Origin of the sequence: Alishewanella tabrizica (genome assembly GCF_014652375.1) — a bacterium.
GTDB classification, from domain to species: Bacteria; Pseudomonadota; Gammaproteobacteria; order Enterobacterales; family Alteromonadaceae; genus Alishewanella; species Alishewanella tabrizica.
The window spans coordinates 74,052-87,901 of sequence record NZ_BMYR01000010.1 but is presented as its reverse complement, the minus strand read 5'-3'; the positions used below and the strand labels follow the sequence as shown (position 1 = coordinate 87,901).

Annotated in this window: 11 protein-coding genes; 6 read left to right on the top strand and 5 right to left on the bottom strand. The window is 49.5% G+C overall.

Annotation, left to right across the window (positions count from 1 at the left end):
* Nucleotides 1–31 precede the first annotated feature (31 nt).
* From IE070_RS12510 to IE070_RS12490, 5 genes are all read right to left on the bottom strand, one after another.
* Complete coding sequence (locus IE070_RS12510) at nt 32–1,096, bottom strand: sulfate/molybdate ABC transporter ATP-binding protein (protein WP_189483530.1); 1,065 nt, start codon at nt 1,094–1,096, stop codon at nt 32–34.
* Between the two features lie 208 nt (nt 1,097–1,304).
* A complete protein-coding gene (locus tag IE070_RS12505; protein WP_189483529.1) occupies nt 1,305–3,344 on the bottom strand; it encodes a bifunctional metallophosphatase/5'-nucleotidase in 2,040 nt (679 codons plus the stop codon).
* Between the two features lie 258 nt (nt 3,345–3,602).
* Nucleotides 3,603–4,019, bottom strand: a complete 417-nt coding sequence (locus tag IE070_RS12500) for an HIT family protein (RefSeq protein WP_189483528.1) — start codon at nt 4,017–4,019, stop codon at nt 3,603–3,605.
* A 203-nt stretch (nt 4,020–4,222) separates the two neighbouring features.
* Nucleotides 4,223–5,083 (bottom strand): S-formylglutathione hydrolase, encoded by an 861-nt coding sequence (fghA, locus tag IE070_RS12495; RefSeq protein ID WP_189483527.1) that lies wholly within the window; start codon nt 5,081–5,083, stop codon nt 4,223–4,225.
* A gap of 271 nt (nt 5,084–5,354) precedes the next feature.
* The gene (locus tag IE070_RS12490) at nt 5,355–6,473 is read right to left on the bottom strand and encodes an S-(hydroxymethyl)glutathione dehydrogenase/class III alcohol dehydrogenase (RefSeq protein ID WP_189483526.1); all 1,119 of its coding nucleotides are present in this window, start codon (nt 6,471–6,473) and stop codon (nt 5,355–5,357) included.
* 475 nt (nt 6,474–6,948) lie between these two features.
* On the opposite strand from IE070_RS12490, the gene IE070_RS12485 reads away from it, so the two are divergent.
* The 6 genes from IE070_RS12485 to IE070_RS12460 all read left to right on the top strand — a co-directional run bounded on the left by IE070_RS12485 (nt 6,949) and on the right by IE070_RS12460 (nt 13,738).
* A complete protein-coding gene (locus IE070_RS12485; protein ID WP_189483525.1) occupies nt 6,949–7,821 on the top strand; it encodes a LysR substrate-binding domain-containing protein in 873 nt (290 codons plus the stop codon).
* Nucleotides 7,822–7,931: 110 nt separating this feature from the next.
* Entirely contained in the window at nt 7,932–8,246 is a 315-nt protein-coding gene (locus IE070_RS12480) for a YbjQ family protein (protein ID WP_189483524.1), read from the top strand.
* A gap of 3 nt (nt 8,247–8,249) precedes the next feature.
* Nucleotides 8,250–8,732 (top strand): YbjQ family protein, encoded by a 483-nt coding sequence (locus IE070_RS12475; protein ID WP_189483523.1) that lies wholly within the window; start codon nt 8,250–8,252, stop codon nt 8,730–8,732.
* 40 nt (nt 8,733–8,772) lie between these two features.
* Nucleotides 8,773–9,573, top strand: a complete 801-nt coding sequence (locus tag IE070_RS12470; RefSeq protein WP_189483522.1) for a M48 family metallopeptidase — start codon at nt 8,773–8,775, stop codon at nt 9,571–9,573.
* A gap of 32 nt (nt 9,574–9,605) precedes the next feature.
* Complete coding sequence (locus tag IE070_RS12465) at nt 9,606–10,676, top strand: efflux RND transporter periplasmic adaptor subunit (protein WP_229797059.1); 1,071 nt, start codon at nt 9,606–9,608, stop codon at nt 10,674–10,676.
* Nucleotides 10,673–13,738: an efflux RND transporter permease subunit gene (locus IE070_RS12460; RefSeq protein WP_189483521.1), complete on the top strand. Its 3,066-nt coding sequence runs from the start codon at nt 10,673–10,675 to the stop codon at nt 13,736–13,738. Before IE070_RS12465 ends, IE070_RS12460 begins: the two co-directional genes overlap by 4 nt.
* The last annotated feature ends 112 nt before the right edge of the window (nt 13,739–13,850 follow it).

The following is a 13,850-nucleotide window of genomic DNA, read 5'->3' as shown; positions in this document are numbered from 1 at the left end:
ATTGCGGAAAATCACTGCTAAGTTGGGCTTTTTAAATCCCTTCGCCCAAAAACACCTTGGTATAGCGCGGTAAAATCCAGGCCGTATCGCCCTGTTTTACATTAAGCTGCTTAAACTGCTCTTTGGGCAATTCTACATGGATCAACTGCTGATCGCTTTCAGCCAATACTTCCAAGCGCACCGCTGGGCCCACAATGGTGACCAGATCCAGCTTCACTTTAATCGCATCGGGCTGCGGCAGGTTAAACACATCAATTTCATGCGGCCGTACATAAGCTAACCCGTCTTGTTCGTCGCTATTGGTGTATTCCGGTGAAGGCACCTTCAAATCGCCAATGCTACTTTGCCCTTGTTTAACCCTGGCATGAAACAGGTTTACATTTCCTAAGAACTCATACACAAAAGGATTTGCCGGGTTGTCATACACCTGCTCGGGGGTGCCATCTTGTTCAATACGGCCTTTGTTCATCACCACTATTCTGTCAGCCACTTCCAGTGCTTCTTCCTGATCATGGGTAACAAAGACACTGGTCACATGAATTTCGTCATGCAGGCGGCGCAACCAGCGGCGTAGCTCAGCGCGTACCTTGGCATCCAGGGCACCAAAGGGCTCATCTAATAACAGCATTTTTGGCTCTACCGCCAAAGCACGGGCTAACGCGATTCGTTGGCGCTGCCCGCCAGAGAGCTGCGAAGGGTAACGGTCTGCCGTCCAGCCCAATTGTACTAGCTCGAGCAGATTATTCACTTTTTTGGCAATGTCTGCTTTAGAGGGGCGGAATTTTTTCGGCTTAACCGTTAAGCCATAAGCAACGTTTTCAAACACGGTCATATGTTTAAACAAGGCATAATGCTGAAATACAAAACCCACGCCACGCTCAGAGACATGCTGGCCGGTAATATCTTCGCTATTAAAACGGATAATGCCGCTATCGGCCTGCTCCAGCCCAGCGATAATACGCAGCAAGGTGGTTTTACCCGAACCAGAAGGCCCGAGCAGCGCCGTGAGCTCGCCGGTTTTAATGGCTAAATTCACGTTATCCAGCGCCACAAAGCTGCCGAAGGTTTTATTGACGTTTTCTATTGCGATGCTCATAACAGCCCCATTAAAGATAGCGTACTAGCATAACGGTATATTCATAAGCTACAAAGCAGGATTCGCTATCGTTTATAACCAGTAAGAATAAGCAAACTTTTACTTATGCTGGTATTACCGGTACCGGAGACCTGTGGATAAACTGGTCAGGCCGGTACCGGAGTTGGGTGGATAAGAGCTGGGTGGATAAGAGTTGGGTGAATAAGCTTTAGTTACGCCACAGTGTCACAGTAGCAGGCCGCTGTTGTTGCCATAATGCTGGCGTGGCGCGCAAGTGATCAATCATTGCTTGTGCTGCGGTTTTACAGTCAACCCCCTCATTACCGCAAGGTAAAGACGCTTGTGCATACTCCACCACAAAGGCCTGTTGCCCTTTGGCATCGGTATTGGCCTGCACCCGCTTAACGGCATAGGCTTTTGGCTGACCGTTCAGCAAAATAATATCCTGCCGATCGGTGCTGTGTTGCTGTACCTGTTGTAGCCGCTGCCAGCCATCATTGCCATTCGCCAGATAGTTCGTGGTGGCTAAGCGATATTGCTGCTCAGGCACTATCGCCTGCCAGTTACCCTCATGTAACACCGCCACCTCAGATAACTGTAAACTGCCATCCAGCCGCTCACTGGCGGTATAACGTAAATGGCTGCTATACGGGAATTTACCGGCATGGGCACCTTGCGGTAAGGTAGCTGCTATGGTTTCTTCCAGTAAGACCAACACATCCGCGCCCGTTACCGTCAGTACACTTAATGGCGCATCAAAGGGTAATACTTCCAGCCGAATATGGCCTTCATAAATGGCGCCAGCTTCAATGTTACTTCGAATATTACCGGCACCGATTAAGCTAAAATCGACCGGCCCCGCTAATAACGGCTGCACCTGAGCCGAATTTAGCCAGCTGTGCATCGCATCGGCTATATGGCCAGCTAGCTCAGAACCATGCTGATCGCTGCCGCCCGTGCCCGGTAAACGGACATGCGTAATGGTACGCTCTGTGCTGCTTATTTGCGCGCCATAAGCCTGTTGCAGTGCAGGTAAGTAGATCTCATTAATTACCTGGCGCAGTGCCGCATCTTCTTCGGTGATACGGGTATTCGGCAAGCTTTGCAGATACGCCAGTTTTTGCGCCAAGGTATCGCCGTTTACTTGGCTGTCGGCCTGACGCAGTGCGCTGCGATAAAGCTCGCGACTAGCCAGTAAGGTATTTTCACCGCGGCAATCGATAATTTGCCCCTGGCTATCAAAACTTACCGTTAAGGCCCCGACCGCCTGCGCAAATTGCCCTGCTTGCACCACGCAGGTAAAACTGTTGCCATTCGGGTTAAGTACCTGCTGGGCATAAGGCCCTTGCAGCCCCAAATACCAATGGCGGAAATCGCCCAGCAAGCTATGCGAATGGCCACCAACAATCACATCAATGCCATTTACCGCTGCCGCAACACGCAAATCACGCTGATTGCCCAAATGGGTAAGCGCCACAATATGGTTAATACCCTGCTGCTGCAAATAATCCACGGTACGCTGTGCAGCTGCCACCTCGGCTTCAAACACTAAAGCACCCGTGTCGGGCACCATGGCGCGCATATCTTCCAGCGCTAAACCAAAAATGGCTAAACGCACCGGGGTTGCCTTGTTCTGCGCCGCGCTTTGCGCTTGCCATTGCGGCTCTGGCAACCAGCGGTTATTGTCCAGTACAAAAATTTGGTAGGGTTTTAAATTGGCCACCTCGGCTAACTGCGGCTCGGCGCTTTTATCCACATTGGCGGCTAACAGCGGAAAATTAATGTTACTGGCAAAATCTGCCAGCTTGGCTAAACCAATATCAAACTCATGGTTACCCAGCGCCATCGCATCCAGCTGCATGCGGTTTAAAATATCGATATTAATTTTTTGTTCAAACAATTCAAAATAGGCACTGCCCTTAAACGCATCCCCGCCGTGCAAAAATAAACTGGGTAAACCGGCAGCTGTTGCGTTTTCGCGTAAGCGGCGCGCTTCGGTTAACAAACGTGGATGACCACCAATAAAGGTATACAGCGGGTTACCATCGCTGCCAACGACTTTGGCGGGCGACGCATCAAACTGCGAGTGCGTATCATTGATATGAATAATTTTTAACTGCAAGCCAACCGCAGGCGCTTGAGTGTTCGCGGCAGCAGATTCAACCGCAGCACGTTCAGTATAGGGTAAACTACAGGCAAAGAGCGCAGAGGTAAGGCTTAGTGCTAACAAAGTACGACAAAGGTTCATGCAACATCCTAAAAAATGCCAACAATAGCGCCTTGCGAATTAACTCAAGGCGCTTACAGCGAAGCTAAAGGCAAAATAAAGCGGGCTGGCAAAACTCACCTACCCCAATACGATACTAATTACAAAATTATACCCAAAATCATTGAAGATACGAGTAGGCGGCAACTGAGCGCATCCCCAAGAGCATAGTTAACCTATGTGACTGGGGTAAGTGAAGGCAGCTAACACCCCCGTATCTACAAAGATTAAGGGGATAGGCTATAAAAGTGCAGCAGACAGCGCTTCAGCCTGCGCTTTAATTTCTGCCATATCACCTTGCTCAGCACCATGGGCTTTTAAGTTACGTAAATGCGCGGGGATCAGATGAAAATGCAAATGCGGCACGGTTTGGCCGGCTTCAGTACCATTTAGCTGCATCAACACTACACCGGTTGCACCTAATACCTGCTTTTGTGCCGCCATGACTTTTTGTACTGTACTTAATAAGGGCGTGGCAAATTCTAGCGGTAATTCTGCCAAGGTCTCAGCGGGATATTTGGGGATCACTAAAGCATGGCCGGCGGCCTGCGGCATAATATCCATAAAGGCTAAGCTATGCGCATCTTCATAAATTTTAAAACAAGGTAATTCGCCGCGCAGAATTTTGGCAAACACATTCTCGTTGTTATAGCTCATAGCGCTCTCCCACTATTAATTGCAGAGGTTTTTCCAAATTATGCCAGTATGTTGTACTGAAAGGTAGGTTATATTACTGCAGCTTGCACTTGCCTCAACTCGACAGCAGCTCAAAAAACCGCACTGTTAAAGCTGAATTTCAGGCTGAACTCAAATGGAGACAGCACAATCTTGCCATCGATTGTGCTGCCCCAGTGTAGATTTTAGCCGTTTGTTAGCACTAGATGCTGGGCATGAAAACGCAGATGCTGCTCAATAAAGCTGGCAATAAAATAATAGCTATGATCATACCCCTCATGTAGGCGGATCTCTGCGGCTACACCTGCGCTATTTGCGGCATTAACCAATGCCTCAGTTTGTAGCTGCGCCGGGTAAAAATTATCGGCAAGGCCCTGATCAACTAAAATAGGCAGCGCACTGCCCTTTGCCGCTAACAGCACCGAGGCATCATACTGCTGCCAATGTGCTTTATCTTCGCCTAAAAAACCCGTTAATGCTTTAATACCCCAAGCGCAGTTTATCGGGTTACAAATCGGTGAGAATGCCGAAATGCTGCGATAACGCTCGGCGTTGCGTAAGCCAATGACCAAAGCGCCATGGCCGCCCATTGAGTGGCCGCTAATGGCTCTTTTATCGCTGATGGGTAATTCTGCCTCCAATAAGGCTGGCAATTCAGCGGCGATATAATCGTACATCTGATAATGCTCAGCAAAGGGCGGCTCGGTGGCGTTAACATAAAAACCGGCACCTAAGCCAAAGTCATAAGCGCCATTGGCATCATCTGGTACGCCCTCACCGCGCGGGCTGGTATCAGGCATAATTAACGCCAAGCCAAGCTCGGCGGCCACACGTTGCGCGCCTGCTTTGCTGGAAAAGTTTTCATCAGTGCACGTTAAGCCCGATAACCAATATAAAGCAGGCACTTTGGCCGCTTCGGCCTGTGGCGGTAAAAACACCGAAAATTGCATCTGGCAGTTAAGCACCGCAGAATGATGGCTAAACCGAATTTGTTTCCCACCAAAGCACAGCTGCTCGCTGACCTTGGTTAACGCTGACGTTGTCATATCTATTCCTATGTAAAAACGCTAAGCTCTAAATACACTGAAAACTCAGCATAAGCTTTGCCAAAGCAAAGCGCTGACGGTTATCAACCAGCACTGTCTTTGTCTAACGCACACAGCTTACCGACTTAGCTTATGCATGCTTATTGAATGACGAGCGCGCAAATTAACAGACAGCGTTATTATAACACGCCAAAACGGAGCTAAGTCTCCGCTTTGGCTCCGCTGCATGCCTACTTCGCCCACTGCATACTAAGACTAAGACTCAGCGTGCTTAAAAGTGAATTACCGTGCGAATAGACTTACCCTCATGCATTAAATCAAAGGCTTTATTAATATCCTCTAATGGCATGGTATGGGTAATAAAGGTATCCAGCTCAAACTCGCCATTTAAATAGCGTTCTACGTAGTCAGGTAATTCGCTGCGGCCTTTTACGCCACCAAAGGCCGTACCGCGCCATACCCGGCCGGTAACCAGCTGAAATGGCCGCGTGGAAATTTCTTGGCCCGCACCGGCGACACCGATAATAACCGATTCGCCCCAGCCTTTATGGCAGCACTCTAAGGCAGAACGCATCACATTCACGTTACCAATACATTCAAAGGAGAAATCGACGCCGCCATCGGTCATCTCTACGATCACTTCCTGAATGGGTTTATCAAAGTTTTTCGGATTAATCACATCGGTGGCACCGAGCTTTTTGGCAATATCAAATTTCGATTCATTGATATCAATAGCAATAATCCGGCTGGCTTTGGCCATCACTGCGCCAATAATAGCCGATAAACCAATGCCGCCTAACCCAAAGACGGCAACCGTATCGCCCTCTTTTACTTTGGCGGTATTCATTACTGCGCCCATACCGGTAGTGACGCCACAGCCGAGCAAACAGACTTTTTCCAGTGGCGCTTCTTTATTGATTTTTGCCAGCGAAATCTCAGGTAATACGGTGTACTCAGAAAAGGTAGAGGTGCCCATATAGTGGTAAATTGGCTTACCGTCTTTCGAGAAACGGGTGGTGCCATCGGGCATTAAGCCTTTGCCTTGGGTGGCGCGAATCGCCTGACACAGATTGGTCTTGCCCGATAAACAAAACTTACATTTGCCACACTCTGGGGTATACAGCGGAATAACATGATCGCCCACGGCAACTGACGTTACGCCCTCACCTACCGCTTCCACAATACCGCCACCTTCATGGCCTAAAATGGCCGGGAAAATGCCTTCTGGATCTTCACCCGATAAGGTAAAGGCATCGGTATGACACACACCGGTAGCAACAATTTTTACTAACACTTCGCCTTTTTGCGGTGGCATTAAATCCACTTCTTCAATCGATAAAGGCTGGCCTGGGCCCCAGGCAACGGCGGCGCGGGTTTTGATCATTTGCATAATGTTATCCTTGTTATCGTAATAGCCTGCATTGTTATGCACTAGGGCGTGTTGACGTTTGCTGGTTGTTTTTGCAGCTGAGTGGCTGGTATTTATACAAGGCAGAGCTTGTGATGTGTAGTTATTCTACATGAACAAGCGATAACGCAGTAGAAATGCCAGCCACACGCTGCCCGGAGGGCTCATCTGGCGGCGCTTTGCTCTTTGTCACTCGTCGTTTATTTAGAATGGCTAAACCGGGTACCGCGTACCGCACTCCTCGTTTCGCGATCAAAACGCCGCCAGAAGAACAAAATCTAACCAGCAAACGTCAACACGCCCTAAGTATAACCTGCTTTTTATCTTTTCCATATCGATATGAATAAGGCTAAAATGCAAATCAGTTTTTCATTAATGCAATAATACTAGGCAAGCAAGGCGCTGCGTCACCTTCACACTGCGCAATATGCACTGGTTTCTCCTAAAAAGGCTAAATATGAAACAATGGACCGGCATTAGCGAATTTGTCGCCGTCGCTGAACAACAAAGCTTTACCAAAGCCGCTAAGCAACTCGCAATGTCGGTTGCACAGGTAAGCCGCAATATTGCAGAGCTAGAAGCCACACTGGCCATTAAGCTGCTGTATCGCAGTACCCGCAGCGTTAGCCTTACCGAAGAGGGGCAATTATATTTACAACACTGTCGGCATCTGGTCAGCAGTTTGGAGGAAGCTAATCGTACCTTGGCAAATTTATCGGCCACCCCGCGCGGTTTAATTAAGCTCACTGCGCCGGTCTATTATGGTGAAACCCATATAGCACCGCTGTTACATCAGTTTTTGTTGCAGTACCCCGATACCGAACTAGACGTTCACCTGACCAATGATAAACTCGATTTAGTACAAGGCGGCTATGATTTAGCCATTCGGCTGGGCACCTTAGAAGACTCCAGCTTAATAGCCCGTAAACTCACCAGTCGCACCCAATATATCGTGGCCTCACCCGAGTATTTGCGCCAACAGGGTACGCCCTCCCAGCTTAGCGATCTTAGCAAGCTACAATGCCTAACCGGCACCGTTGGGCTATGGCGCTTGATGCAAGACGGCAAGCTGATCAGTTACCGGCCGCAAGGGCGCTTAGTCTGTAATAGCGGTGTCGCCCTGCGCGATGCCGCCCTACAGGGCCTCGGTTTAGTGCAACTGCCCGACTATTATGTTGCCGATTATCTGGCGAATGGCTCGCTACACTCAGTATTGGATGCCTTTCGCCAACCGGATGAAGGCATTTGGGCGCTGTATCCACAAAACCGGCATTTATCCGCTAAGGTGCGGCGGCTGGTGGATTTTTTGGCAGAGCAGCTTAAGCATTAACTTAACACCCTTGGTTACAATTTTGTTTGGCATTTTGATTGTATCTGGCGCCACACTTTGCCTATGATGAGATCGTTTTAATCAATTCATTAAACAGTAAAGGATTTCATATGTTTATTACCAATACCGAAACCGTGCCCGGCAAAACTATTATCGACTGCTATGGTGTAGTCTCTGGCAGCACTGTACGCGCCAAGCATGTTGGCCGCGATATTATGGCGGGGATCAAAAATGTGTTTGGTGGTGAGCTACGTGGCTATACCGAACTGTTAAACGAATCTCGCGATGAAGCCATAAGCCGGATGAAAGCGCAAGCCAGCGAAATGGGCGCTAACGCTATAGTTAATGTGCGCTTTTCTACCTCGTCGGTAGCGGCCGGCGCTGCCGAAATTTATGTCTATGGTACGGCCGTCAGAGTGGAGTAAGTTATGATCCCTTTTATTGGCTTTTTAATCCTGCTGTTGCTGGGTTATTTCTTTGGTAAATGGGCCGAGCAACGCCATTTCCAGAGTATCAATATACGCGAGCAGCAATGGGTAAGGCTGCCAAACAGCAATAATCGCGAGCTGCTTATTCCTATGCAGCAAATAGACAAAGCAGAGCTAGTCTGTGGCAGTGTGGTGATCTCCATTGATTACTTCAAACGCTTGTTGGCGATATTGCGCAGTATTGTCGGTGGCCCAGTTGCCAGTTACGAAACGCTGTTAGACAGAGCCCGACGCGAAGCGCTGCTGCGGATGAAAGAGCAATGCACAGGTGCGGTGCAAATTATTAATATTCGGGTTGAAACCTCGAGCATTCATAATGCGGCCGGCAATGGTATTGGCTCGGTAGAACTGCTGGCTTATGGCACAGCAATCTATGGCCAGGCCGCTGAGGGCAGTCAGCAAGCTAATAGCGCCGCCAACTAAAACGGCGAGCTACTTATTATCGCTAGAGCACATCTTTAAAATGGCTTATCAACCTAGGTTACCCAAAACCAACCCTAACATTGGCCGGCAACGGCCTTTGCAGGATCTCTTACTGATCGGTAGCGCCTTGCTGGCGCTGCTGTTTTTACTCTATTGGTTGTTGGGGCTCGCCCTCGACAAAGCATTAAACCACTTGTCACCCGAATTAGAGCAGCAGTGGTTTGCAAACTTTGCAAGCAAGCCTGAACCCAGCCCACAACAAGCCTATTTACAGCAGCTTACCCAAGACTTGCAAAAATGCAGTACCGTACCCTATCCGGTAAATGTCCATTTTATTGATAAAGCCATCGCCAATGCCGGCGTAATGCCAGGCGGTACTATGCTGGTATATCGCGGTTTGCTAGAAAAACTGGATAGTGAAAATGCCCTCGCCTTTATCCTGGCGCATGAGCTCGCGCATTTACAGCACCGCGATCATTTACGCGGTTTTGGTCGAGCGCTGGTGTTAGCGGTCATTACCAGTACCCTTACTGGCAGCAGCGGCGCCGGACAGATTTTTCTGCCGGCAACGGAATTTGGCATGGCACAGCATTCACAACAACGGGAGCTGGCGGCCGATGCTGCTGCACTGACAATGTTAAATTGTCGTTATGGCCACACCGGCGCAGCTGAGGTTTTTTTTCATGCTATGCTGCAGCTAGATACCAGCAAGCTACCCAGCTGGTTTGACAGCCATCCTAAGTTACAACTGAGGCTTGATGCCATACAGCAGCAACGGCAACAGCAAGGTTATTCGAATGGTACGCTAACACCTCTGCCTGCGGTTCTGATGCCCAAATAAGCACCATGTATCGATATTTTAACGGAACTCATATGATTAAAAAGCTTACGCCTCCCGTTATTGCCGTGCTCCTGGCACTGGCCTTACTACTTTGGCTGCTACTTGGCGCAACCTATCAAAGTAAAACAGCGCCTCCTGACGCAGCAACAAAAGCCCCCGAGGCATTGTTCACTGTGCAAAGCCGGCTAAGTGAAGCAGAGCCCTATCCTGCGCAGCTAAAGTTACAAGGGCAATTACAGGCTTGGCATAGCATTGAGCTGCAAGCTCAGACCACAGGGCGTATCGACAAGCTGCTGCGTGATCAGGGCGATGCTGTGCAGCAGGGTGATATTGTACTGGAATTAGCCGATGAAGGCCGCAGTACCCGCTTAATTCAGGCAAAAGCCTTACTTGCCTTACGCCAAAGTGAACTTGATAGTGCCAAAACCTTGCAAAAACGCCAACTGGTTTCAGAAACCGAGATAATTCGGCTTACCAGCGAGCTAAGAAATGCCGAAACTAGCCTAACTGAAGCCCAACTATCCCTAACGCACAGTAAACCGCAGGCGCCCTTTAGCGGCATTTTGGCCAGACGCTTAGTCGAGCCGGGCAGTTTTATTCAAGCCGGTACTGCGCTGTTTCATTTAGTCGATATTCAACAACTCAGAGCAACGGCCCAGGTACCACAACAACAATTAGCGCAGTTGGTGTTAGGCCAAGAGGTTAAGGTACAACTGTTAGATGGTCGCACCCTCCCTGCTCGTTTAAGCTTTATCAGCCCAGCAGCCGATAGTGCAACCCGCAGCTATTATATTGAAGCCACTGTTGCCAACCCTGAGTTACTGCCTTTAGCCGGCGCCAGCGCTACCCTGCATATTACCCTTGCCCCGGTTGCTGCCCATGCCCTGTCTCCGGCGCTATTAAAACTGGATCAAGACGGGCGTTTAGGCGTTTACACGCTAGAGCAACAAAAGGTGATGTTTTACCCGGTTACATTGTTAAGCGCCGATAATAATCTGGCCTGGGTCAGCGGTTTACCGGCACGTGCCGAGCTCATTACCCTAGGGGCAGGCTTTGTTGAGCCCGGGCAGCAAGTTAATGTGAAGGCAGAGGATACAGAATGAGAGCCTTAATTGCCGCTGCCATTGCCCGCAGCCGCGCCAGTTTAATGTTACTGCTATTCTTGTTCGCTGCCGGTATTAGCGCTTATTTGGTGATCCCCAAAGAAGCTAACCCCGATGTGGCTATTCCGATGATGTATGTCTCTATGTCACTGGATGGCATTAGCCCAGAAGATGGTGAACGCTTGTTAGTGCGGCCGATGGAGCACGAATTGCGCTCGCTGGAAGGCATTAAAAAAATGACCTCAACGGCCAGCGAAGGCCATGCCTCGGTGATGCTGGAATTTGATGCCGGCTTTAATGCCGATAAAGCCTTGGCCGATGTGCGAGTAAAAGTCGATGCTGCACGCGCTAAATTGCCAGCCGAAGCAAAAGAGCCCACCGTAAATGAAATTAATGTTGGCCTGTTCCCGGTGTTATCGGTTGGATTATCCGGTCCGGTTCCCGAGCCGATGCTGGTAGCCATTGCTCGGCAACTAAAAGAGCAAATTGAAGGTATTCCAGAAGTGCTGGAAGTGGATATCGGCGGCGATCGGGAAGATGTGCTGGAAATTATCGTCGATCCGCAAGTATTGCAAAGCTACGGCTTAGATTATCAGCAACTCTTCACCTTGGTGTCGAACAATAACCGCTTAGTGGCGGCGGGCAGTCTGGATACCGGTGCCGGGCGTATGGCATTAAAGGTGCCCGGTATTATTGAAAATTTAGACGACGTATTGTCCATTCCGATAAAGGTGACTGGCGATACCGTTATTACCTTTGCCGATGTTGCCACGGTAAACGCCAGTTTTAAAGATCCCTTGGGCTTTGCCCGCATTAATGGTCAGCCCGCTGTGGTGCTGGAAATCAAAAAACGCAGCGGTGCCAATATTATCTCGACCATCGAGCAAACCAAAGCCTTGCTTGAGCAAGCTTCAGCGCAATTTCCGGATGGCATGCAAATTAACTACATTATGGATCAGTCTAAAGAAGTCGAGAACATGCTCTCCGACTTACTGAATAATGTGTTAACTGCGGTGGTGTTAGTGTTGATCCTGATCTTGGCGACCATGGGCATGCGCTCGGCGCTATTGGTCGGCATCACCATACCCGGTGCCTTCTTTGCCGGTATTTTGATGATTTGGATGATTGGTTTTACCATGAACATCATCGTGCTGTTCTCGTTAATTCTGGTCGCAGGTATGTTGGTAGATGGTGCTATCGTGGTCAGTGAGCTGGCCGATCGTAACCTGCAGGAAGGGCAAGATAAAAAAACCGCCTGGCTAAATGCAGCCGATCGCATGGCCTGGCCTATTATTGCCTCCACTTGCACCACCCTCGCGGTCTTTGTGCCCTTATTGTTTTGGCCGGGTATTGTGGGCCAGTTTATGAAATACCTGCCTGCCACCGTTATCCTTTGCTTACTGGCATCCTTACTGATGGCCTTAGTGTTTTTACCGGTCATGGGCAGTCTGGGTAAAGCCCAGCAAAAGTCTGGCAACAATCAAAAACCTGCAGCAAAGCCAAATCGCTTTACCTTAGCTTATCGCCAGTTGCTGCATCGCTTATTACGTCATCCGGGCTTAACCTTAGCCGGGGCGCTGGCTGGCGTGGCGTTAGTCTATTTGGCTTATGGTAAGTTTAATCATGGTTTAGAGTTTTTCCCGTCGGTCGAACCAGAATCCGCGCAGGTGTGGGTGCGGGCACGCGGCGATCTGTCGGTGTACGAAAAGGATACCGTATTACAGCAGGTTGAGCAGCGCTTACTAAATTTACCCGAGGTAAAAGCCCTCTATGCCCGCAGTATGGCTGCGGCCAGTGGTGAGCTCACCGCTGATGTGATCGGCACCTTGCAATTTCAGTTTATCGACTGGCACCAACGCCGCCGCGCCAGTGATATTTTAGAAGAAATGCGCCAGTTAACCGCGGATATTCCCGGCGTGGTATTGGCGTTTCGGCAACAACAAGATGGCCCAGCAGCAGGTAAGCCCATAGAGCTGCAAATCAGTGCGCAAGATCCTGCCCTTACCGAACAGGCGGTAAATGCCATTCTCAAACAAATGGCCAGTATGGAAGGTTTTGTCGATATTGAAGATGATCGGAGTTTACCCGGCATCGAATGGCGCTTAGAAGTAGATCGCGCCGCCGCCGCCCGTTTTGGAGCCGATGTGTTAACCGTAGGTAATGCAGTGCAACTGGTGAGCAATGGTCTTTTGCTGGCAAAATTCCGGCCGGTGTACGCCAGTGATGAAGTGGATATTCGGGTGCGCTTTCCAGAAAGCTGGCGCTCGCTCAGTCAGTTAGAACGCCTTACCGTAGAAACTGGCCGTGGTCAGGTGCCGTTAACTAACTTTGTTACCTTGCGCCCAGCCGAAAAAACCAGTGTTATTCGCCGCATAGACAGCAACCGTGCGGTTACCATTAAAAGCGATCTGGCCCCCGGCTTTCAGGTGACAGAGCGGTTAGCCGCGCTAAAAGACAGTGGCATTAGCCTGCCCGAGGGCGTAATGCTCAAAACCGCCGGTGAAGATGCCGATCAACAAGAAGCCATGACCTTTTTAATCAGCGCCTTTGTGATTGCGATCTTTTTAATGCTGATGATCTTGCTGGTGCAATTTAACAGCTGGTATCAAACATTACTGATTTTATCTGCCATAGTGCTTTCTACAGCAGGCGTGTTATTAGGGCTGCTAATTAACGCCCAGCCGTTTGGCATTGTTATGGTCGGTATGGGGATAATTGGCCTAGCGGGTATCGTGGTCAATAACAATATTGTGTTGATTGACACCTATAATCAACTTAAAGCACAAGGGCTGGACAGCATCAACGCCGCATTGGAAACCGGCACCTTGCGCTTACGCCCAGTGTTACTGACCTCCATCACCACAGTACTTGGCTTGATGCCAATGGTACTAGCGGTTAACGTCAATTTGCTAGAACCGAGTTTAGGTTTTGGGGCGCCTTCCACTATGTGGTGGACACAGCTTTCCAGTGCCATTGCCGGTGGCCTAACCTTTGCGACCTTACTCACCTTATTTTTAACACCCGCCTTGCTAGTGCTGGGAGACAAGCTTCTTAAACGCTAAATAGGCTAGCTTCGGGGTCAGATCATGATCTGACCCCGAAGGTTATGATCTGACCCCGAAGGTTGCTACAACAGGGTCTTGTGCTATTGCCATCGCAGTAACGCTTTGCGAG

Coding starts and splice junctions, on each gene's coding strand:
- IE070_RS12510 (WP_189483530.1), bottom strand. CDS start 1,096: ATGAGCATCGCAATAGAAAACGTCAATAAAACCTTCGGCAGCTTTGTG.
- IE070_RS12505 (WP_189483529.1), bottom strand. CDS start 3,344: ATGAACCTTTGTCGTACTTTGTTAGCACTAAGCCTTACCTCTGCGCTC.
- IE070_RS12500 (WP_189483528.1), bottom strand. CDS start 4,019: ATGAGCTATAACAACGAGAATGTGTTTGCCAAAATTCTGCGCGGCGAA.
- fghA (WP_189483527.1), bottom strand. CDS start 5,083: ATGACAACGTCAGCGTTAACCAAGGTCAGCGAGCAGCTGTGCTTTGGT.
- IE070_RS12490 (WP_189483526.1), bottom strand. CDS start 6,473: ATGCAAATGATCAAAACCCGCGCCGCCGTTGCCTGGGGCCCAGGCCAG.
- IE070_RS12485 (WP_189483525.1), top strand. CDS start 6,949: ATGAAACAATGGACCGGCATTAGCGAATTTGTCGCCGTCGCTGAACAA.
- IE070_RS12480 (WP_189483524.1), top strand. CDS start 7,932: ATGTTTATTACCAATACCGAAACCGTGCCCGGCAAAACTATTATCGAC.
- IE070_RS12475 (WP_189483523.1), top strand. CDS start 8,250: ATGATCCCTTTTATTGGCTTTTTAATCCTGCTGTTGCTGGGTTATTTC.
- IE070_RS12470 (WP_189483522.1), top strand. CDS start 8,773: ATGGCTTATCAACCTAGGTTACCCAAAACCAACCCTAACATTGGCCGG.
- IE070_RS12465 (WP_229797059.1), top strand. CDS start 9,606: ATGATTAAAAAGCTTACGCCTCCCGTTATTGCCGTGCTCCTGGCACTG.
- IE070_RS12460 (WP_189483521.1), top strand. CDS start 10,673: ATGAGAGCCTTAATTGCCGCTGCCATTGCCCGCAGCCGCGCCAGTTTA.